The 21,243-nt window shown below is 33.4% G+C and carries 21 protein-coding genes; 3 read left to right on the top strand and 18 right to left on the bottom strand.

Annotated elements, in window-relative coordinates:
• The first annotated feature begins 119 nt into the window (after positions 1-119).
• Together KD050_RS00340 and KD050_RS00345 are read left to right on the top strand one after the other, a co-directional pair.
• Positions 120-1,073 (top strand): hypothetical protein, encoded by a 954-nt coding sequence (locus KD050_RS00340; protein ID WP_211894305.1) that lies wholly within the window; start codon positions 120-122, stop codon positions 1,071-1,073.
• A gap of 46 nt (positions 1,074-1,119) precedes the next feature.
• On the top strand, positions 1,120-1,311 hold the full coding sequence (locus KD050_RS00345) for a hypothetical protein (protein WP_211894306.1): 192 nt from the start codon (positions 1,120-1,122) through the stop codon (positions 1,309-1,311).
• Positions 1,312-1,327: 16 nt separating this feature from the next.
• Here KD050_RS00345 and KD050_RS00350 read toward each other — a convergent pair whose 3' ends face one another.
• The 15 genes from KD050_RS00350 to KD050_RS00420 all read right to left on the bottom strand — a co-directional run bounded on the left by KD050_RS00350 (position 1,328) and on the right by KD050_RS00420 (position 18,500).
• Positions 1,328-1,513 (bottom strand): hypothetical protein, encoded by a 186-nt coding sequence (locus KD050_RS00350; protein ID WP_211894307.1) that lies wholly within the window; start codon positions 1,511-1,513, stop codon positions 1,328-1,330.
• 182 nt (positions 1,514-1,695) lie between these two features.
• The gene (locus tag KD050_RS00355; protein WP_211894308.1) at positions 1,696-2,652 is read right to left on the bottom strand and encodes a tyrosine-type recombinase/integrase; all 957 of its coding nucleotides are present in this window, start codon (positions 2,650-2,652) and stop codon (positions 1,696-1,698) included.
• Positions 2,653-3,155: 503 nt separating this feature from the next.
• Entirely contained in the window at positions 3,156-4,310 is a 1,155-nt protein-coding gene (locus KD050_RS00360; RefSeq protein ID WP_211894309.1) for a Ger(x)C family spore germination protein, read from the bottom strand.
• A complete protein-coding gene (locus tag KD050_RS00365) occupies positions 4,307-5,761 on the bottom strand; it encodes a spore germination protein (RefSeq protein WP_211894310.1) in 1,455 nt (484 codons plus the stop codon). The genes KD050_RS00360 and KD050_RS00365 overlap by 4 nt, the downstream gene beginning before the upstream one ends.
• 33 nt (positions 5,762-5,794) lie before the next feature.
• The gene (locus KD050_RS00370) at positions 5,795-6,883 is read right to left on the bottom strand and encodes an endospore germination permease (protein ID WP_211894311.1); all 1,089 of its coding nucleotides are present in this window, start codon (positions 6,881-6,883) and stop codon (positions 5,795-5,797) included.
• A 410-nt stretch (positions 6,884-7,293) separates the two neighbouring features.
• On the bottom strand, positions 7,294-8,616 hold the full coding sequence (gene brnQ, locus KD050_RS00375; RefSeq protein ID WP_211894312.1) for a branched-chain amino acid transport system II carrier protein: 1,323 nt from the start codon (positions 8,614-8,616) through the stop codon (positions 7,294-7,296).
• A 177-nt stretch (positions 8,617-8,793) separates the two neighbouring features.
• Positions 8,794-10,158, bottom strand: coding sequence for a sigma-54 interaction domain-containing protein (locus tag KD050_RS00380; protein WP_211894313.1), 1,365 nt, complete (start codon positions 10,156-10,158; stop codon positions 8,794-8,796).
• Positions 10,159-10,581: 423 nt separating this feature from the next.
• The gene (locus tag KD050_RS00385; RefSeq protein WP_211894314.1) at positions 10,582-11,694 is read right to left on the bottom strand and encodes a GerAB/ArcD/ProY family transporter; all 1,113 of its coding nucleotides are present in this window, start codon (positions 11,692-11,694) and stop codon (positions 10,582-10,584) included.
• A 29-nt stretch (positions 11,695-11,723) separates the two neighbouring features.
• Positions 11,724-11,957, bottom strand: coding sequence for a hypothetical protein (locus KD050_RS00390; RefSeq protein ID WP_211894315.1), 234 nt, complete (start codon positions 11,955-11,957; stop codon positions 11,724-11,726).
• Between the two features lie 6 nt (positions 11,958-11,963).
• Complete coding sequence (locus KD050_RS00395; RefSeq protein ID WP_211894316.1) at positions 11,964-13,151, bottom strand: Ger(x)C family spore germination protein; 1,188 nt, start codon at positions 13,149-13,151, stop codon at positions 11,964-11,966.
• A 22-nt stretch (positions 13,152-13,173) separates the two neighbouring features.
• Positions 13,174-14,778, bottom strand: a complete 1,605-nt coding sequence (locus tag KD050_RS00400) for a spore germination protein (RefSeq protein WP_211894317.1) — start codon at positions 14,776-14,778, stop codon at positions 13,174-13,176.
• A gap of 785 nt (positions 14,779-15,563) precedes the next feature.
• Complete coding sequence (locus KD050_RS00405) at positions 15,564-16,394, bottom strand: YitT family protein (RefSeq protein ID WP_211894318.1); 831 nt, start codon at positions 16,392-16,394, stop codon at positions 15,564-15,566.
• A gap of 121 nt (positions 16,395-16,515) precedes the next feature.
• Entirely contained in the window at positions 16,516-17,310 is a 795-nt protein-coding gene (locus tag KD050_RS00410; RefSeq protein WP_211894319.1) for a DUF4097 family beta strand repeat-containing protein, read from the bottom strand.
• A gap of 191 nt (positions 17,311-17,501) precedes the next feature.
• The gene (locus tag KD050_RS00415) at positions 17,502-17,870 is read right to left on the bottom strand and encodes a cytochrome-c oxidase (protein ID WP_211894320.1); all 369 of its coding nucleotides are present in this window, start codon (positions 17,868-17,870) and stop codon (positions 17,502-17,504) included.
• 144 nt (positions 17,871-18,014) lie between these two features.
• Positions 18,015-18,500, bottom strand: a complete 486-nt coding sequence (locus KD050_RS00420; protein WP_211894321.1) for a tetratricopeptide repeat protein — start codon at positions 18,498-18,500, stop codon at positions 18,015-18,017.
• Between the two features lie 71 nt (positions 18,501-18,571).
• Between KD050_RS00420 and KD050_RS00425 the strand changes: the two genes are divergently transcribed.
• A complete protein-coding gene (locus KD050_RS00425) occupies positions 18,572-18,790 on the top strand; it encodes a DUF3951 domain-containing protein (RefSeq protein WP_211894322.1) in 219 nt (72 codons plus the stop codon).
• 7 nt (positions 18,791-18,797) lie between these two features.
• Here KD050_RS00425 and KD050_RS00430 read toward each other — a convergent pair whose 3' ends face one another.
• From KD050_RS00430 to KD050_RS00440, 3 genes are all read right to left on the bottom strand, one after another.
• Complete coding sequence (locus tag KD050_RS00430; RefSeq protein ID WP_211894323.1) at positions 18,798-19,670, bottom strand: GNAT family N-acetyltransferase; 873 nt, start codon at positions 19,668-19,670, stop codon at positions 18,798-18,800.
• 377 nt (positions 19,671-20,047) lie between these two features.
• Positions 20,048-20,551, bottom strand: a complete 504-nt coding sequence (locus KD050_RS00435) for a ClbS/DfsB family four-helix bundle protein (protein ID WP_211894324.1) — start codon at positions 20,549-20,551, stop codon at positions 20,048-20,050.
• 253 nt (positions 20,552-20,804) lie between these two features.
• Positions 20,805-21,161 (bottom strand): cupin domain-containing protein, encoded by a 357-nt coding sequence (locus tag KD050_RS00440; RefSeq protein ID WP_211894325.1) that lies wholly within the window; start codon positions 21,159-21,161, stop codon positions 20,805-20,807.
• Positions 21,162-21,243: the final 82 nt, after the last annotated feature.

The following is a 21,243-nucleotide window of genomic DNA, read 5'->3' on the forward strand; positions in this document are numbered from 1 at the left end:
AATCTAGTTTACATAATATTATTATTAGAATAAATTTATTAATTTGTATAAAAACACATATATTTCATTATTGATGGATCAAAGAAACATCGATAAACTAAATTTATAGGAAAAATGAGGTGAGAGAAATACAGAATATAAATACGAGCAAAGAAAAAAGGACGTTTTTTCAATGGTTAAATTTTTTGATTCCGTACTTTTATACAGCAGGAATCACGCTTATATTATCGTGGATGATTGTTGCATCAATACTAATTGGTTTCACTACATTGAAAGATAATCCGAAAGCTTTTTTTCTACTAACTGAAAACACTAGCACTAACGATTCCTCTATTAATAGATCAGAAACAGATAAAATTGTTAGTAATACACAAGAAAGTAAAACAGCATTTTCGATAATTATTCAGCCTTTCGTAGAGTCCAATTTTAATCAAATCATTTTTCGGGGACTCTTTTTACTTTTCATTTGGCTGCTTTTATTTCTAACAATACCGGTTGCATTTAAACGTTTAAAGAGATTTAAGTTTTTAAACCTTGAATTTGAGGTAGATAATATTGAACAGGCTGCAATAGAAACAGTTGAAATCAGCGGAACTAAAGCAAGACTTATGGCGTACTTCACTGGGGATGATGCTTCCGGAAGAACTTTAGATTTTTTGGCTGAATCTACGATAGAGTTTAAAGAAGTATTAGAATATTTTCTAGCTGAAACTCAACTAGGATACAAAAATCATCCAATTAATGGTGTCTTTACTTATAAAATATACAATGGTACCGCACCTGAAAAATTGTATGATCTAGTGGAGGAATCTAAAGAATCTGGGGAATCCGCGGTTTGTAACAAAATCGATGAGGATAATTTATGGAAGAAAAGCTATCTTGTGTTCTATTTCCCCTATAATTATACTGAATACATTACTGTAATAGAAAGTTATTCCTATTCATTTGATATTTTAGACAAGTATTTATTTGAACTGCTCCATAAAACTATTAGTAAAAACCTAGAAAATATTGAGTATATGGTCGCCTTGACTAACGACGAAGAGGATACGAACGTAGATACCTTCTCTTGACCTAGAGTTAAAAAATCATGTATCATTGAGAAAAGGAGTGATTAATATGGTTAGTGTAAAAACTCCAATCAATACCGAAAACGTTAAAGAACGTGCAGCAAGAAATTTAAGCCGATTTAGCTCAAGACAAAGAAATAAAAATGTTAAAACTATAACTGGTGATATCGTTAAACCAATACATCTAAGTAAATCAGAACCGTTAGTAAGGAGAATGACAAGTTATCAAAAAAATAATTAATGATTACCCGCTTTCTTCAAAGCGGGTATTTTTTTTTGTATTTTAAACTTTTTGAGTGTTTCTTAGCTATTTCTTGCATAATTGGCGAAGATCCAACTAAATCCGCCGCATGTTTTATAGGCAAGCTTCGTAGGTTTAATTCACTAATGCTTTTAAATTTTTCCCCATTTAAATACCTTTTGTAAATTTCCGATATTTTCAAGTTGTATTGCCCCCTTTTACACCACCGATTCCGTTTGCGTATATTGTAGTATATTCCCATCATTCAAAAAGTTATTCAAATATATGTGAAAAGCCTTCATATAGAGCATCTTGTTTCATCATGCTTTACTACAAGTGAAATTGCTCATACAATTTTCATTTAGTTACCATAATAATATTATGTTAACCTAATTGATTGAAAGGATTATTTTCTATCACTCGTTCAATTTCTTTGTCTTCCACATGTGTATAGATTTGTGTAGTTGATACACTGGTGTGACCCAAAATGTGCTGTAAACTTCTAATATCAGCACCACTTTTATACATAATAGTTGCAGATGTATGCCTTAGCTTGTGCGGTGTTAGTTTTTCTTTGTTTAAGCCAGAATCCTGGTTGATTTGTTTGATGATTTTTGCCACGGTTTGCCGTGTTAGTCTAGTTCCTTTTTGTGACAGGAATAGCGCTTGATTTGTAGATGCATCTTGTATGTATTGGCGTTCTTTTTCCATATATTTATGTAGTGAAACGGTACAAGCTTTGTTTAGGAAAACGGTACGTTCTTTATCCCCTTTACCTATCACATGCAATACATTGTCTTGAATAGATGTAAGGTTTAAACTGCATAGCTCCGAGACACGAAGACCTAAATTTAAAAAGAACATGATCATACTATAATTTCGATAGTAATGATTACTTTTTTTTATTCCTCTTATAAATATTTCTGCCTCTTGTTGATCCATATAAATCGGCTTTTTCTTACCGATTTTCGGTGTTTCCAATTCATCCGCTGGATTTTCGTCCAACATTCTTCTTTTCCCCTTCAAATATTTAAAAAAGGATTTAAGCGTCGCTGCCTTCCTTGCACGAGAAGCAGCACTATTACTGCGCTGTATTTCACAGTATTCCAAAAACAAATACATATCTTCCAGTGAAATTTCTTTTATAAAATCAATCGTTACATCTTTAATAATGATTTCATCGATTTTAGTTATATCCATATCATTTTCCGCTGCTATTAGAAATCTTAAAAATAAAGTGATGTCATACTCATACTCTTTTCGTGTTCGTAAAGATTTCCCCTTAATAGTCGTTAAATAGACCAGAAAATCTTTTACTATTTTTGGTAATTCTCTTCGCATTGCTTCCACCTCTTCTACTCCCATTTTATCACAAAATAAGGTTCCCAAATATGTATTTGGGAACCTTATTAAAAATATCGTAGTTTTCTTAAAGAAAAAGATAGTTTAATCAAATATTCACAAAAAATCACCATGCTTCAGATTGGCTCTGAGAGTATTTTAGATTTTGTTTTGTGTGTCATCGTGCGTAACTTCACTCTAAATGCAAATTCGCTTTTTGATGAACCACTTCACCAGTAAAGAGTTTTGAAAACATATTATAATACTATCTTTTCGAACAACAAATGTTGTATGCTCCCTTTTAATTACTGTTGGAGTATATTTTCGTAAACTTGATTTCATCTAGCTCTAGTCTTGAAATAAATAGAAAATTGAGCATTTCCTTAAATCTATCCTGTAAAATGTCGATTTGAATTTCACAGGTGGAGAATGCTCTATGCCTTATATAAACAAGATTAAAAATTATTCCGTAAATAGATGGGGTAAAAAATTATTGTGCTTCGTTATTCCGAAATAGTTTCTCTGAATGATCTTCTTCCTGAATTAACCTTACTAATATTCACTGTTAGGTTTCTTATGGAGTTTTCTGTCAATTCAACCTTACCTTCTTTTTGAACCTTTTTCCACACTTTAACATTGTCTCTATACAAGTATTCCGATAAACGATAAATATCAATGTCCTGTTTTAATGCTTCTGTATAAGTTTCTTCAATTTCTTTCTTAACTTCTTTTCCTACACCTTTACGAACTTCTGCTTCTGTTATTTTACTTATAAATCCACTTACTGTAGCCTCCATTTTTATATTAATATCAAACATCACTTCACCTTTATCAGTAACTGGTTTTACATTCACCTCGATTTTATCTAAAGCAACAGTAAGATAGTTATCATTATTCAAATTTAAATTGACTGTTATTTCTCCTCTTTTTGTTTCATTAGTCATCCACTGTAATCCTCTGACTTTGTCTAGCATTATAGTTTGCTTAAAGCCCTTCGGAGTGATCACACTAACTCCTGTCATGGCTGCAACTTTATCAGGACCTTTTTCCGTTTCCCAATTCTCTTTAATAGATACCAACGGAATATTTACTTCATGGCTTGGCTCATTCAGTCTTATAATCATCTTTCGTAAATTGATTGGTTCAATAAAGGATTCTTGTTTATATGAATTCATTGGATCAGCAATTTTAGATTGCGAAATTGCTTTATTTAAGATCGGAGTTAGTAACATAACTTCTTTCACAGAATCTTGTGTACTATACACCCAGGTTTGATATCTAGTTTCTCTATATCGAACAAAAGTGTTTACAATCGGATTGGCATTACCATTTTTGAGCACTTCTTCTGATAAAACAAGATACGTCAAGTGCCCCCAAAAGAGCTTTTGATCCATTGAATGATATAGCTCAAATAACGCTTCATCTACAGTTTTACCAGAAGCATGACCCACTTCAGCTTGAGTAGCCTGAGGATTAGGTTGTTCCGTTTTTGCCAACATAGTAAAATCAATAATTTGAGCATATACTTCATACTTATCATCTTTATAATCTATTCCTAAACCATATATATAAAGCATTCTTTCAGGCTCGTTCTCATCCCAACACCCTGAAAGAAGGATTAGAAGCGAAATAAAAATGATTACTATTTTTTTCTTCATTTTTGTACCTCTTTAGTTCGTGTATCGTCTTGAGGATCTAACACCTTCGGACGCTTATTATAATATTTCGAAGGCATTCGGAATAATGATTTGGATATAGTTGACCAACTTAAATCTGATGCAATATTCATGTAGGGAACGCCAAATATTCGAATATTCGATAAATAAATAATTGTAAAGTAAAATCCAATAAAAAAGCCGAACAAACCAAAAAATGCAGTAATAAAAATTAAACAAATTCGTAATATGCTTACCGCTGTTACTAAAGATTGATTGACCAAAGTAAATGTTGATATGGTTGAAATAGCAATAATAACGATCATTGCAGGACTCGTAAGACCTGCTCGAATTGCAGCGTCACCAATGATTAATCCTCCAACAACACTGATAGTACCACCAATGACAGACGGCAGTCGTAGTCCTGCTTCACGGAACAATTCAAACATAGCTAACATGAGGAGCATTTCAAGCACAGAAGGCAGAGGGAGACCTGTATTTGCTTGCACGACTGTTGCAAGTAATTGGAGTGGCATTTGATTTTGGTGATATGATGTTAATGCTAGCCAAAAAGCAGGTAGAAACAAACCAATTAATATGCCTGCCACACGGAGTATTCGTTCAAGTGAACTGAAAATAACGGGATATTCGTTATCCTCACCTGACTTTAAAAGTAAAAATAAATTCACGGGAGTGATTATGGCATATGAAACCCCATCAACAAAAATGAGAAATCTACCTCTCACAAGAGCTTGGATAGCGTAATCTGGTCTCCCTGTATAATCATTTCGAGGAAATATTTTAGCGCTTTTGTTGACCTTTTCCATCAATATATCCCCACTGAAAATAATATCTGTGTCAACTTTTCTTAACTGTTCTTTTATTTCAGTTAAAATGTCTTTATTTGCGATATCGTCAAAATATAGTATTGCAACCGACGTTTTTGAACGTTTTCCCAAAACGAATTTTTCCACGCATAGTGAATTTGTTGGCAATCTTTTTCGTATTAAGGCAATATTCACAGAAATATCCTCAATAAAATTGTCTCTCGGTCCTTTTATTAAAACTTCCATTCTCGTCTCTTCAGGATTCCGATTCGGTTTTTTCGCAATATTGCTCGAAAATAATAGGTTTTCAGCATCAAAATAAAGTAACAAATGCCCTGTATATACAAGTGAAATAGCTTCAGCCTTGTCTTCCACTTTTATTAAATCTGGAATGTGTAATTGGGCAAACATAGCTTCTTCCATCGATTTATCCACCACATTTTCACACAATAGTTGAACACGTTTAACAATGACATCATTTAATAAATGCTGGTCAATCATTGCGTCACATGTAATGAACATAACTTTATGCTGTTGGAATGTATACTCTTGGAATTGTACATCAGCGGAATTCTTAAATAACTGATGCAAGGTGTTAGATTCAATTGTCTCGACATCTGATTGCATCCCTATACACCACTTCCCTTGTGAATTTCCTATTTATATCTTTTTAGAAGACTTTCCTGAAATCCAAGCAACACTTGCAAAAAAGATTGACAATATGAAAAAGAAGAAGAACGTAGTTACTAAAAAATAATTCCTTTTAATCTCAAGAAAAAGACTTTCACTTAAAAGAAATAACAATAAACAAGTCAAGAAAAAAGCTGGTAAAAGTATGATCCAAATTTGCTTTTTTTTCCTATTCATTTTTAACACGTCTGCAACAATAAATAAGATGAATCCTACTCTTATTAGTGCACCTGTAAGCCATTGATAAATAGAGAAAAAATCCATATGTTCAAGGTAACGGCCTATTGATACAAGTCCCCATTCTTCATAAGCAGGATACCTTTGCTTAGCCGCTTCAACTGGACCAAACTCAGTAATTGCACCCATGAGAGGACCAATTGTCAAACCCATTAAAATAAATAGCATTAGCGCATAATGGAACCATTTAATGCGTTTTTTGAAATGATGCTGTAGGAATAGGAGCAGTAGCAATTCTACAAATCCAGATGCGGGATATACCATTCCGTCAAAAACTGGTTGAAAACCATTTTCAAAAAAAGGGCGCAATAAATTGTAATCTTTCACTTGAATATTCACAAACGCTACAAAAAAACCTAAAACAACTACTCCAAAAAGAACAATTACGTTAACTATCGCAATTGTTTGTATGTTTGTTGAAGCTAATAGAATACAAAGTACTGTGTAGATGATTAATAACAAAAACGAGGGTGTTTTTGGTAAAAAGGTTGTAGTTACCCATTTCAATGTTTCAACCATCGTAAATGCTGCAAGTATAACAAGATAAACTGCAATAATATTTAGCACAATGGTAGAACCAACCGTTCCAATTACCGACTTTAACCAATCTCCAATCGGCGCTTGTTTTGATTTGTGCTGGACATAAACTAAAAGAAATAACCAAGGTGCTATTGCCATCGCAGCGAATAGGACAGATACCCATCCATCTCTACCTCCGACAAGTAAAAGTGGTGGAAGGATAGTTACATGATTTTTTAAACCGATAACCGTCATCGATAAGAAGATGACATGTAATATACTAATTGGTCCAACGACTTTCAAATTACAACCCTCTAACATTTATTGATATTGCATAGTATTGACAATGAAACCGAAGATTATAAGTGAACCATTTAGATAATTGATGTATTTTAACTTCCAGACAAGAAACTAATTTTGTTGGATATAAAATTCCTTGTGATAATATTTTCAAGTAATTATAACCCTACTTTATAGTCAAAAAAATACCAAGAGTCTATTAAACTCTCGGTACATTTTAATACTTATATTGTTAAAGAAATTGCTTCTTTTTGATATACCATCTTGCCATGGTGGTAAGTTTCTTATAAGTAAATTTGGTCAATTTCTTCACATACTACTTTTGTTACAGCAAATTTTATGCCGACGAAGGATGTACTCGTTCAGCCCATGCAGTTGCTGGTGCATCAGAAGAAATTTTTAAAATTCTTAATTCATTGAACCTCCACAGAATTGATAGAATGCGATGCGTTATTTTTTTTCACAAAAAACTTATGAATTATACTTCCTACAACAAATCCAACAATTGCAGGTACTAACCAACTGAAGCCATTTGAACTTAGAGGTAGATTTGCAATAATATTTGTCACAAAAGGTATTGATAAACCAAGTGAACCAACAGTTTCAAAAAGACTAACAATGAACGTTAACAAAATAGCTCCTTGATAAGATCCTGGATTTGGAACAAAATTACGGAAAGTACCTAGAATTACTAATACAATTGCCACCGGGTATAATGCCGTGAAGATTGGCATTGCATAAGTGACGATTGCTCCAACTCCAGCGGATCCTATTACACTACCAACAATACATACAATAGCAACCCATAGCCGATAGCTTAGTTTGTTTTTCGTTAAGTCATTCAAGAAGTCTGCAATTACTGCAATCACACCAATAGCTGAAGTTAAACACGCCAATGCAATCGCAACAGCTAGAGCTATAGAACCAAAATTACCGAGTGATATTTCTATTAGGTTGGAAACTAAAGCAGTGTCTTCAATTCCAGTTTGAAAAAGACCACTTCCTGAAGCTCCGAGATATAATAATCCTCCATAAACAATTAGTAATCCTATACCAGCAATTAGCGTTCCTGTTAATGCCATCGAACGAGCTTGCTTACCTTTATAACCAAAAGCCGTTATTGCAGCTATAAATATTGGTGCACAAAAGATTCCAGTTACTACGTCCCCAGTTTGATAAGCACTTATGAAAGCATTTGAGAAAGAATTTTTTATCTCAGTTACAACAGGTACACCGATTGGATCAAAAATACCTTTTCCAACGATGAACAAAAGAATAATTACTAACACAGGTGTAAGAAATTTACCTATTTTATCTATAACATTTGATTTATCCATTGCAAAATAAAAACAAATGGCAAAAAACACGACAATAGTGACTAAAGAGGGCACCTTTGGAAACAACTGGTGAACCCCTAGCTCATGTGTTGTTGCTGACATCCTTGGAATAGTTACTAGCATTCCAATGCCGACCATTAATAGTAAGTTAAAAGCTTTATAAAACCATGGGCTAATCGGTCTTGTTAAGTCTTCAAACCTACCTCCTGCATTTAAGATTGCAACCACTGCTAAAAGTGGCAAAACAATGCCTGTTACACAAAACCCAATTAATGCGGATACCCATTCAGATCCCGAAACATTTCCAATGGAAGGTGGGAATATTAAATTACCAGCACCAAAAAATATCGCAAATAATGCAAAACCTACTATCATACTATGTTGAATTGGTTTTTTCATACGTTTACCCCTCTTCTCGTTCTTTCCCTATTGAAAACCCTTACAAAACAAACGACATTCTAAGCATCTAAATGTATAAATCAATGTTTTAATTTTCTAATAGATGCTTTTATCATAATTAATAATGTCAAATAAAAAAAGGAGGTAAATTTTTCACCCCCTTTCGTAAAAATATTTTTACCTTAATTCGTATTTTTCCATTTTATATTTTAATAATTGCTTTGAAATACCTAACCTTCTAGAGGTTTCTGCAAGTTTTCCTCCAGTGATATTTAGTTCTATCACAATTAGATTTTTTTCATATTCCTCCACTTTATCTTTTAGATTAAAGTTATTTTCGGTAAAACTTTTTTTCTCTAATACACTTGAGTAGTTTCTTATTTTCGCTGGAATATCATTTAAGTTAATCTCTTTCGAGCTTGCATTATTATACGCTGTTTCTATTGCATTCTTAAGTTCTCTTACATTACCCGGCCAATTATATTGTTGGAAAGCTAGTTTTACTTGATCATCCAATTTTTCAATTTTAATCTGCATATGTCGATTATAAAATTCGATAAAGTAATCAATAAGTGGAGTAATATCTTCTTTCCGGTCAGATAATCGTGGTAAATCTAATTGAAAGACACTTAATCGATAATACAAGTCTTCACGTAATAAATTTTCTTTCACTAATTTATCAGGATTATCATTAGTAGCGGCTATTACACGTATATTTAAGTGAATATCCTGTTTTCCACCAACTCGACGGATGAGCTTGTCTTCAATTACCCTCAATAGTTTAGCTTGAAGTTTAATATCGAAAGCACTAATTTCGTCCAAAAAGATAGTTCCACCATTTGCTTGCTCTAAAATTCCAAGGAAATCAGGTGTTCCAGTAAAAGTATCTTTTTCAGTTCCGAATAGTATATGTTCTAACAAAGAAGAAGGTATTTCAGCACATTTTATCGAAACAAATGGTTGAGTATACCGATTACTTAAATTATGAATGGACTGTGCAACAATTTCTTTTCCAGTTCCCGTTTCCCCGTTTATTAAAATTGTGGAATCCGTACTAGAAACTTTTTTAATTTTATTCTTTATTTCTTCCATAATATTACTTTGAGATACAAGATTGTCGATTGTATAAATGGTATTATTTTTGCGATACATTTTATGGCTAGCAAACTGGTCCAGTAATTGTATATTTTCTTTTTGATAGTAGTGCTTTGAAAATTCTATAGCTCCTACGATTGAAGTTCCATTATGAAGAGGAAAAGTAGAACTTTTCGAAATATATGTAAACCCATTATTGGATGTCAGTTGTTGTTTGATATTCCATAAAGGTTCACCGGTTTTTAAAACTGTCATTAACGTACTTTCTTCAATTGGTAAGTTTTTATAAAAGGATGTAACGCTTTTTCTTAAAAACTCTTCTGGTTTGAGCCCAATATGCTTCAAAATATGTAAATCAGCTAAATCGTAGAAAATTGTAATACCATTTTGATCTACAACTAACACATTATCATACTCAGGTAAATGTTTGAGTTCTTTGAAATTCATGTGTCTATCGATCCTTTCTTTCGCTTCAAGTAGTTCATTAAAGTGATGTACACATTAATAATTATCAACCTAGCTATTAGAATCATTATCTTATACATCCTAGCTTAGCATCACTTTCTCATAATATGAATGAACTAATTGGATAAAATCCTGAAAAATTCCAAGCTCTTCTTTAGGATTTTACTTCAAAAAAGGTACGAAAGCTATTAACCAATCCTGAAAAGTTCGACTACATCTACCTTTTGTATTAGAGAAATAATAAATGTATGGTTTTCCATTGTGTGAGTAGATATATTGAAAAAAAGATTATAGGCAATATTTACTTATAAAGCTGTTAACTTAGTCAATTACCCTGATAATCAACTAAGCACAAAATATACCCTACCAAATTAAAATCGCAGGGTATTTTAGTGTAATATTTAGTTACGAAGGTTTAGCTTCCTTTTTTAATTGTTTTTTTCGTACAGAATATACAATTACCATCAAAAGAGGTAAAAGAAGTCCTATCAACAATGAAAAATAAATAGATGTAGTCGAATCAAAAGTATGTTGCTCCACAACATTAGAAAAAACGACAAGCGATAGGACAACGACAATCATCCCTAACGGATAAGTTAAGGGACGATAATCTTTCAAATTTAAAATTTGCGCCAGCCCAAAGACAGATGCGAAAAAATATAGAACCATCTTAAAAAAGAGACAAATAATCCAAAGCGTAGCCATCAGTACCTCTATGCGATTTATAAAATTCCCAATGTTTATCTTTTTGGCTAATCCGTAGCTTGGATACATTTGTCTGTCAGTCAAATCAGAGCCTAATACCAAAACACATAAAAGTGTGATGATAATAATGACTATTTCACCTATTAAATTTCCAATAAAGAAAGATTTCTTAGCAGATTCAGGTTTGTTGATAAAGGCAGGAAAAACCATTAATAAAGCCACTGCATTGATGGAAGAGATAACGGTCAATGATAAGGTTCCATGAAAGAAACTTTTAATGTCTGCCTCAAATACAGGCTGAATGTTTTTAATTTCGATTTCAGGTGCAATAAAGACCACTAAAATAATAAATAGTAGGAAGAAAACACCTATTAAGATTTCTGCAGAACGAGCAATGGTCTCAATTCCAAGACGAACAGCCATTACCAATATAAACGCCATAAGAATATTAGTGGCTGCCATTGGTGTATTTGGTAACACGTGTGTGGTAAGGAATGAACCAGAATAATACAAGAGAATAATAGTAAATAGAAGATTAATGAATATAAATAAGAAAGAAAAGGCTTTACCTAACCATTTTCCAAAAAGTGTTTCATTCATTTGGATAATAGTTTGGTTAGGAAACCAAAGACCTATTTTTGTGAATAGCCATATTATCAAAAGTCCAATACTCGTACCAAATACTGCGGCAATCCAAGCGTCTTGCTTCACATCAGCAGCTAAAACTGATGGTACAACTAAGATTCCCGTACCTATCGTAAATAAGATAACTAAAACTAGAAATTGGTACGAATTTATTTTAACGTTTTGCATCTTATAATATTTCCACCTCACTTTTTGTTCTAATTCACCTGACGAGTCAGCGCATCATGTAATGGTTTAATAATGAAATTTAGAAGATCAATTGGATTCGGAATAGATTTTCCAAAACTATATGTAATACCTAGCCCAACTCCAAAAGCAAGAAGAATCAAAAATACAATCAACTCTTTTTTATACTTTTTTTCCAAAAGAGATGGAACTTCAATAAAAAGAATGACGGCAGCTACTAGGAGTATTCCTACGCTTTTCAGCATAATTAGTTAGTCCTTTCTTTTTTCTACTACAGAATTATCCACTGTACCAGTTTTCACAATTCTTGCGTTAATTTTTACATTTACAGTTAATTCAGTAAAATATTGATCCCATTCCTTTTTCATCTTTTTCCATTCTTTCGGATTTGAGCGATGTATAGCATTTCCAAAACCAAATATGTCTGTCTCGTATTTTTCTTGTACACTGTCAATAGAATTATTAATGGTTTTTTCCACTTGTTTTTCGAGAATTTTTTCTAGTGCATCAATTGATTCTAATTTAGTAATATCAATTGGACATTCTAGCGCCCCTACATTTGCCTCAATCTTAACATTGACATCCACTTCCGGTCTTCCATTTATAACATTGCCTTTAACATCTGTTTTGAAACTAAGAAGTTCCATAGAAGCTTTTCCTTCTTCTGGACAAGATATGGAAGTCACTGTATTTTTCACATGATTTATTATGTCATTATAGCCTCTACTTTCATCTTCTGTTAACCACCCTACAAGTTTATCGGCTTTAAATACAGCTAAATCATCATATCGAATTGTAACAGAGGGAGTGATTGTTTCCACATTCTGATTGCTTGATCCTGATTCCCGCTTTCCTGTTGCTAAAATCCCTGTTAATACCGCTTCTTTTCCTTCACTTCGTAAATCTACTATAAGCTGATCTAATGTAACTCCTACCGTAGCTGCCCAGTTTTCTTCTGATATTTTAAGTGTGTTAAACATTTTATTGGCTGGTATGCTTTCTAATGGAGTTTGAATGTTCAATATTTCTTCAGCTGTAGATTCCTTAGCTACAACAACATAGAAATCAGATCGTAATTCCCAATCCCTTGATAACAAATCTAAGGAATCTCCAATTCCTTCTTTGGCTAATGATTCACTTATTACAAGCATTCGTAGATGTCCAGGATATATTTTTCTAGGCGTTTCTTTTGTCATTTTACGAATGGCTTCATATACAGTCTCTCCTCGGCCATTTACTAGAGTAACTGGTGATTTCCCCTCACCTCCGCTCATGGAGGCCTCTGAAGGTACAACGATTTGCGCTGTAACTAGGTATTCGTCATCTGATTTATCAATACCTAAGGCTAGAGTTATGGCTAGCTCATTTAATTCCCTTCGATTCCAACAACCTGTAAGTAAGATGCTAAGAATCAGTAATATGAAGATGCCTCTTTTCATTGACTAATCCCCTTAACTTCTATCATTGGTCTTTTTCTGGTCCCGGCTTTGCAGCAGTTGGATTTTGCTGTCTCTTTATATTTTGCTGACTGATAAGACGAGGACGAGTAAACATTTGCCATATTGGTACTGTAATAAATGTATCCTTTTGATCTGAAATATTAAACGGAGCAATTGGATACATATATGGAATGCCAAAAGAGCGTAAACTGCATAAATGCAAAATAAGCGCAATTAAACCAACTATAACCCCAAACAAACCAAACGAAGCTGCAAGTCCCATAAATACAAATCGCAAGATTCTGACAGACATCGCTATGTCGTAAGTAGGAGAAACAAAACTAGCAATAGCTGTTATGGAGACGATAATAACCATCGCAGCAGAAATCATACCTGCTTCCACTGCAGCCGTTCCAATAACAAATGCCCCTACAATTGACATAGCTGAACCTATAGCTCTTGGCATTCTTAAACCTGCTTCACGTAAAACTTCAAAGGTGATTTCCATTATAACTGCCTCTATAAATGCAGGGAAAGGGACACCCTCTCGTTGGGCAGCCAAGTTAATGAGAAGTGCAGTCGGTATCATCTCATGATGAAAAGTAGTTGCCGCTATAAACAGAGCTGGAGCAAGTAATGCAATTACAAATGAAAAAAATCGAAGGACTCGAACTAAACTGGTAATATCAGAACGCTGATAATAGTCTTCTGAAGATTGGAAAAATTGAACAAATAATGCTGGAACGGTTAACACAAAAGGTGTACCATCAATTAATATGGCTATTCTGCCTTCTAAGATGGCCGCAGCTACTACATCAGGACGTTCCGAATGATATACTGTTGGAAAAGGCGATTTTTGTGAATCCTGAATCAATTCCTCAATATTGCCACTTTCTAGTATTCCATCAATATCAATGCGATTCAAACGCAACCGAACTTCTTCCACAATATCGTCCTTTGCAATGCCTTTGATATACATGACTGCAACATTAGTTTTCGTGCGCTTTCCTATTATTCTGCTTTCAACCCACAGCTGAGGATCTTTAATTTTTCTGCGCACTAAGGCAGTATTAATACGTATATTTTCTGAGAATGCTTCCCTTGGACCTCTTATTACTGTTTGGGTCGTACTTTCGGTAACTCCACGTTCAGCCCAACGTTTATTACCAATGATTAGTCCCTCCGAATAACCATCAATCAAAAGAATGACATCTCCTGATAAAAGGGAAAGAAATAACTCATCGATATCGGTAAAGTCTTTGATTTCGCCCACGGTCATGGCAAAATCTTTTAACGTTTTCATAAGGTTCGGACTAAGACTAAGTTCGTTTTCTACATCAGTATCTTTGATATCAAGCATTAAAGACTCCATAATAAAGTTCTGTATAGCAGGTGCATCGCTTAGACCGTCTGTATACATTATTCCTGCCTTTAGGACTCCTTCTTTACCAATTTGAAACTCTCGAATTACAATATCAGTACTTTCACCGAGCGTATCTTTAACGATTTTTATATTATCTTGGAGGTTAGTTTGTAATGTTTGTTTTTCAAATGATTCCTTCGCTTGGCTAGTTGAAGGAGTAGTGGATTCTAACTGATTTTTATTTTTTTCATAAAAAAATCCCATAGTAACCCTCTTTTTCTGTAATATGATTTTATTTACTTGTTAAGTTTGCCCAAAAATCGGCAAAAATATCCCTTTCATCAAGAATAAGAAAAACCGGGCAAGAACAATGCCCGGTCCTTTAAGGTCATAACCTGTTTCTACCTATTTCAGTAGGCTTTGGGCAGACTTGTTGCAATATTATTACCGATTGATTTTTAAGAGGCTTGTCTTGACCGCAGTCACGACAAGCCTCTCTTTTCTCGGTAATCTTATTGCGTTTTTCTGTCCCTCGCACTCCAACAACTTTTGGAAACTGGTTAGTTCGTTATTGGATAATTAAGCAGTAATTTTACCTACTCAAATTGTAAACACTCGAAGAAAATTTCGGTCCCTTCTCTCCTTTATTGTTTAGACACTTACTATTTCTTTAAAATTCCACTAGTATAAATTTAAATCTACATTTTATAAATCGCTACGGAACGTTAGTTAATGACACTAACCCGCTATCATCTTACATCTTAGATTAAATCTCCTTATAAGATAAGTACTCTTCACTTGATTGCAGTGTAAAGCGGTAACTCCGGGCGGGATGCGGGAGATTAGATGAACCACCAGAACCGACGATTGAACGACTGATGGTTCATCGTTCATCACGCAGAACGCGTCCGCATGATACGGAAATTTGCAGGAGTATTCATTTGATAAAGTAGCGTTAGATCAGGTGATCATGCTACTTTCTTATATTTTTAAAAGCCGATATTCCTAAATATAGGAATATCGGCTTTTTTGTGAAACTATCATAACATTTAATTTTTAGCGAATTCACCAACGACTTCAACCGTCTCATATATATTGATAAATGCTTTCTCATCATGCTTATGAATAATTTGCTTTATTTGCAACATCTCATATCGAGTAACGACCATCATTAATATATGTTTTTTTTCAAGCGTGTATCCACCATATCCTTCTGTAACAGTCACCCCACGATAAATGCTTGCTAATAATTCCTGGCGGATTGGTTCAGCTGCCGTCGTTATTATTTGCATCGTTAATTTTTCATGATTGGTATAAACTGTATCAATAGCTTTTCCAGTTAAATATATTGATAATAAGGTATATAGTGCTATTTCCCAGTTAAATACAGTTCCAGAAATTAGCACGATCACACTATTCATCCCTGTAAGTAATAGACCTACACTAAAATTACTCGAGCGAGAAATAATAATAGCTATTATATCCATCCCACCAGACGTACCAGAGTATTTCATAATAAGTCCTATTCCAAGACCTCCAATAGCTCCGCCAAATATAGCTGAGAGCAATATATTATCTGAAATAGACTCCGCTGGAATTACATATAGAAATATGGATAACGATAAAACACATACAAGCGTATTAAGCGTAATTTCTTTCCCCAGCTTGTAATACCCTAATATTAAAAGAGGTACATTCATAACAAAGTTAAGTATACCTGTATCAAAAGGAGTAATAAGTCCTAACAAAATAGCTATACCACTAATTCCACTGCTTAAAATTTCATGAGGTACTAAAAATGCATTAAACGCAAAAGCAATTACAAAGGAGCCAACAATTACAATTAGATTTTTTACCAAATGACTGCTCCTTTCTTCCATAAAAAAACTCGCCCATTAAGGACGAGTTTTTCTTCTACTAGAATTTTCTCTTCACAAATGATATAAGAAACAATTTAACAAAGATTAAGGTACTAGTCAATATATTGCTTGTATTTCTTTTTTAATTTCCCTTTTTCACCGAAATTACCCCATTATCCGTTTTTATACTAATCATATTCTTACCATTTCCAAAAATTGTTTCTTCGTTAGAAGAACCAAAAATATCAATTCTACCGTTATCTACATCGGCATGAATTGTTGCGTTCTTTGGTTCATTGGTCGAACGAATACTAATAAGTCCATTATCTGTTTCTAAGGATATGGATCGGTCTAGGTTATCCGTCACCATCGAAATTTGACCATTATCAGATTTGGCTTCTATATCACCAGTTACATTGTGAAAATCCATTTTCCCATTATTTGTTTTTACATTGACCTTCTTACTTTCCAGATCCTCTAATACGATTTTCCCATTATCTGACTTAATATTGACTGATTCAAATTGGAGATCGCTTGCGATAATTTGACCATTGTCTGTTTGCGTTGTTAACTCCTCGTATTTTTCATCCGGAACAGTTACGACAATTTTGTTACCTGAAGCATTGAATCCAATGTTGAATCCGTTAAAAAGCTTCTTTTTCATATCCACATATAAAGTATCGCCTTTAACATATGCTTGCATTTTACTACGTGAGCTTTTTTTGCTTATAAATTCAACTTTCCCATTAGAACTAGATGTTCGAACAACTTCAATAGCTGTGTTATCCCCTGTAATATCTACACTCGTAAACTCTTCCACTATCTCAATTACTTCTGTATTTTTGACAAATCCACCAGCTATACTCATCCCAACATTTAAAGCTGCTCCTAAAATTATTACAATAATCGCGATGATACCAACCTTTTTTATACTCACTGCTGTAACCTCCCATTTATTTACCTTATACACTTCATTATAAAGAAATGAATACCAATTCCTATGGCCCTGAGATGGGAAGTTCTCTAAGTCTTAAGATGTATAATCATTTAGGATAAAACTGATTAACTTGTACATTAAAGTATGTAATTCAAAGGCACTGATTTCTATCAGTACCTTTAAAATGAAAATTATGCTCTCACATTTTGTAATACGTTAATAGCGAACATGATTACACTAAACACTACTAAAACCCCGCCTATCGCAACAAATATCGTAGCTTGCTCGGCTTCTGCTAATATTAAAACAGTTAGCCCAATCATCATTAATGGAATACCTATATTTCCACTCCAAAAATGCAGTTTTGCATACATATTTTTAGAAATTGCAGGAAATAGATGATATACAACCCCAGCAAGTGCAAACGAAACCCAGCCTAATAAATTTATGTGTACATGAACACCTGTTAATGCATAATCATGAGCCATAGACATGTACATTCCTAAACTAACCCCAATTGCAAAATAAACAACCGAAATTTGAATCAACCTTACTGCCATTTTCTTCTCCCTTCGAATAATAGAATTATTAATGCTCTATATTCTATGCAAAGAAGAAATTTATTACACCCTACAATATATGAGGTTGTTAGATTAGGAGAAAGTATATGGAATGCGTATGAATATTACCTTTAATCCTCTACCTTATTTCCAAACCTCATCAAGATGGTTAGAGTAAAATCTTAATGCTTTTTCGTAAGCAAGAATCTGTTTATCATCAGTCGTTTCCAATATTACATCCAACAATAACTCGGTAGCCTTTGAATGTTCGCTAAGATTATACAAAGTGATGGCGTAGAATACTTGAATAGCTTTATTATTCGGAAATAGTTCCATCCCTTGCATAAATACTTGCTTCGATTTCTTATAATCACCTAGTGCTCTATATGTGCTACCCAATCCAATTAGGGCCCCTTCCATTTCATCCTTTGGAAGGCCGAGTTCAATCGCTTTTTTGTAGTATGGTACAGCTTTTGTTTCTTCTCCTAAAACATCAAAGCTCCAACCACATTGGTAGAGGATATTTGCGTTATTTGGGTATTTTTCTACTAACTGTAGCAGTAGTTCGTTTGATTGTTTTTTCATTCCATTATTCCTCAAAATAATCGCTTGCTCTATTTCCTTTTGCATAAATGAATATACCTCCCTATAAAGGTATTTGTTGTTAGATGTAGAATTCTATAATGAAAGGAGTGTTTTTGATGGATATAGCTAGTATTCTATTTGGACTTTTTTTTATTGTCTTGATTGCTCGTGTAACTTATCAACTGATCAAGAAGAAACGTTTTCCTACTGTGAATTATCAACCTTTCGATGATGCAATGTCTGGCATCGACCCTGAGGAAAAGCATAACAACCAAGTATTGAGAGATACCAAGCATGAAAAGAACTATGAAGAACGAACTTCTCGATCAGACTAATTTTTTTCTATCTTTTATATGCAATCAGAGTATGTTTTACTTGAAATCCAGATGCCATATATAGAGCAATTGCAGCTTTGTTGTTAGCCCCTACACTTAATGTAATTTCATCGATTGTTTCAAATGAAAATAAATGATGAAGAGCAGCTTGCATTAACTTTGTTGCTATTCCTTGACCCCGATAATCTGGCGAAACAGCAATAAATTCAATTGCTCCTTCTCCGTGAAGTGGAATAGCCTCCACATAAACGTATCCTTTTACCACATTGTTGTCTTGGATGACGAATAATTGATTGTTTTCACTAATTCGCGAAAGAATCTGCTCACTACTATAATACGTATTTGGAAAAGCAAGATTATGAAGGTCGCTAAAAGATTTGTGAAAGGAAGATTCATAAGTTTTAATATGTATATCTTGTCCATTCGTTAGACTATTTCTTTCTGCCTTTAAGATAAGATGATGTCCATTTTCTACTCCATTTTTATTTTCAATAAATTGCCTAACTGAAGTATTTTTTTCATTTACAAAAAACTGGTACTCGTTTAGTTCAAATGGAATAGTATCCTCTAATGCTTCCCATAGATCATTTGCTATTTGAGGAAATATTTCACCATTTTTAATAAACGGACCCCAAACCTCAGCACTTTTACTTTCTTCATCTATGTCAAATCCAAGTGCACCTATTATATTGTCATCAACACAGGCAACTACAAGGGATTTCATCAAGTCAATATCTGAGAAATCGTTTGTTAGAGTTTCATAAATTTCCTTTTTATTTTCCCCGCAATATCCAATATGGGAGTAGTCATCTTTGTTTATAACCTCTAAGAAAAAAGCTAACTCCTCTAAATTCGTAGGGGGGCTGATATAGATTTTCATATAATTCTCCTGTTCAAAAATACAATTATCTAAATATTTTAATATTAACAATTGTAATAATAAACACAAATGGTAAAAAAATCAACTCATTTCTTTAATAATTTGGCTATAGATACTACGGCTGGGAGAGGAAGCTTGATAAACTATCATGCCATAGAGTACATCTGTTAGTCTGCATCAAGAAGATTTTGAACAGAAATTCCCTACATTGCTCCTATCTTGTAAATAAAAAGTGAACTTCAATAATTATTCTATAATTAACTAAACTGCTATGTTAATTCAATAAGAAATATCTACCCATATATGCAGCCACTTGTTCAACTAGAGGAACCAATAGTTTAGGTACATATTTCACAAACTTCTCCTTTCCGCTTCTTTTATATAGACTTTGCAATAACTTCACATTTTTTTATAGCCCAAATGTAATGATTGGTAGTGTTTGCTGCAAAATAGCTATATAAATTACTTGTTTTTGTCCACTTATAGTATTTTTTTGTCATGATTTCTTCATTGGTATGTGATTTAATTAAATCCATTATCCTTTCATGGCTTAACATCAATTTTTTTATAGCTTGGTTTAATGTTACATTTTGATAGTTTTCCCAAATTTGCATATTTAGTAACTTGATAGAACTCCATTTATAACCTGGTGCTGGCATAAAAGGAATATCTCCACTCATACCTTCCCTATACCATCTCTCAAGCATTACATGCCATTCATACAGATGCATTAATACATCTCGAAAATTCTTATCTCTTTCTTGAGTTTCAATAGAAGTGCCCCTTTTTCTGCTGGGTACAGATTCAATTATTTCAAGTAATGATTTAAAATTTTTGCCGCTATTCAGTAATAGAATTTCTTTTTCACTTACTGCTATCATGATTATTTCCTCCATTTTTCTATGTATCAACATAAGAATATAAGTTCTTTATTAAATTACAGAATAATTAGAAGTACAGTTAACATATTGTTGATCTGAGTCAATTTCATATTTTGTTTTTAATCTGCACATTCAATTTAAGTGTAACTTTTCACACTGGATCGCCGAGATCTACTTGTTGTTTTGGACGTAAAAATAGACCATCGAAAATGATGGTCTTGTTTAACTAGTGCACCCATGAGTTAAACAAAATCTATTTCTTTATTGGCATAAATAAAGAAGGATTTAACTCAACACTTTCAATTACAATAGCATTTAACCCATTCTCTGATTTAGTTTCATGCCATTCATCTTTTTCCCAAAATACAGCATCTCCAGGCTGAACTTTTATATAATTTTCCTTATCATTGCAAACAAGCCCTTCTCCATTTATAACAACCAAAAGTTGAGGTACTACTGCTTGGTGGTACCCTACAATCCCATTTGCGTCTAAGTGCATATATCCTATATTAGTTGCTTGATCTGTTTGAATAACACGAGACATAATAAAATTTGAATTGAACTTTGAAATCTTCTTACCACTATCTTTACTAAAATTATAAAACTCCATTATATACCTCCAAAATATTCGTATATACAACACTTATTCAACCACGTAGAACAAAAACCCTTTAATTTTTACTCGGGCGGCT

Origin of the sequence: Psychrobacillus sp. INOP01, assembly GCF_018140925.1 — a bacterium.
Taxonomy (GTDB): Bacteria; Bacillota; Bacilli; order Bacillales_A; family Planococcaceae; genus Psychrobacillus.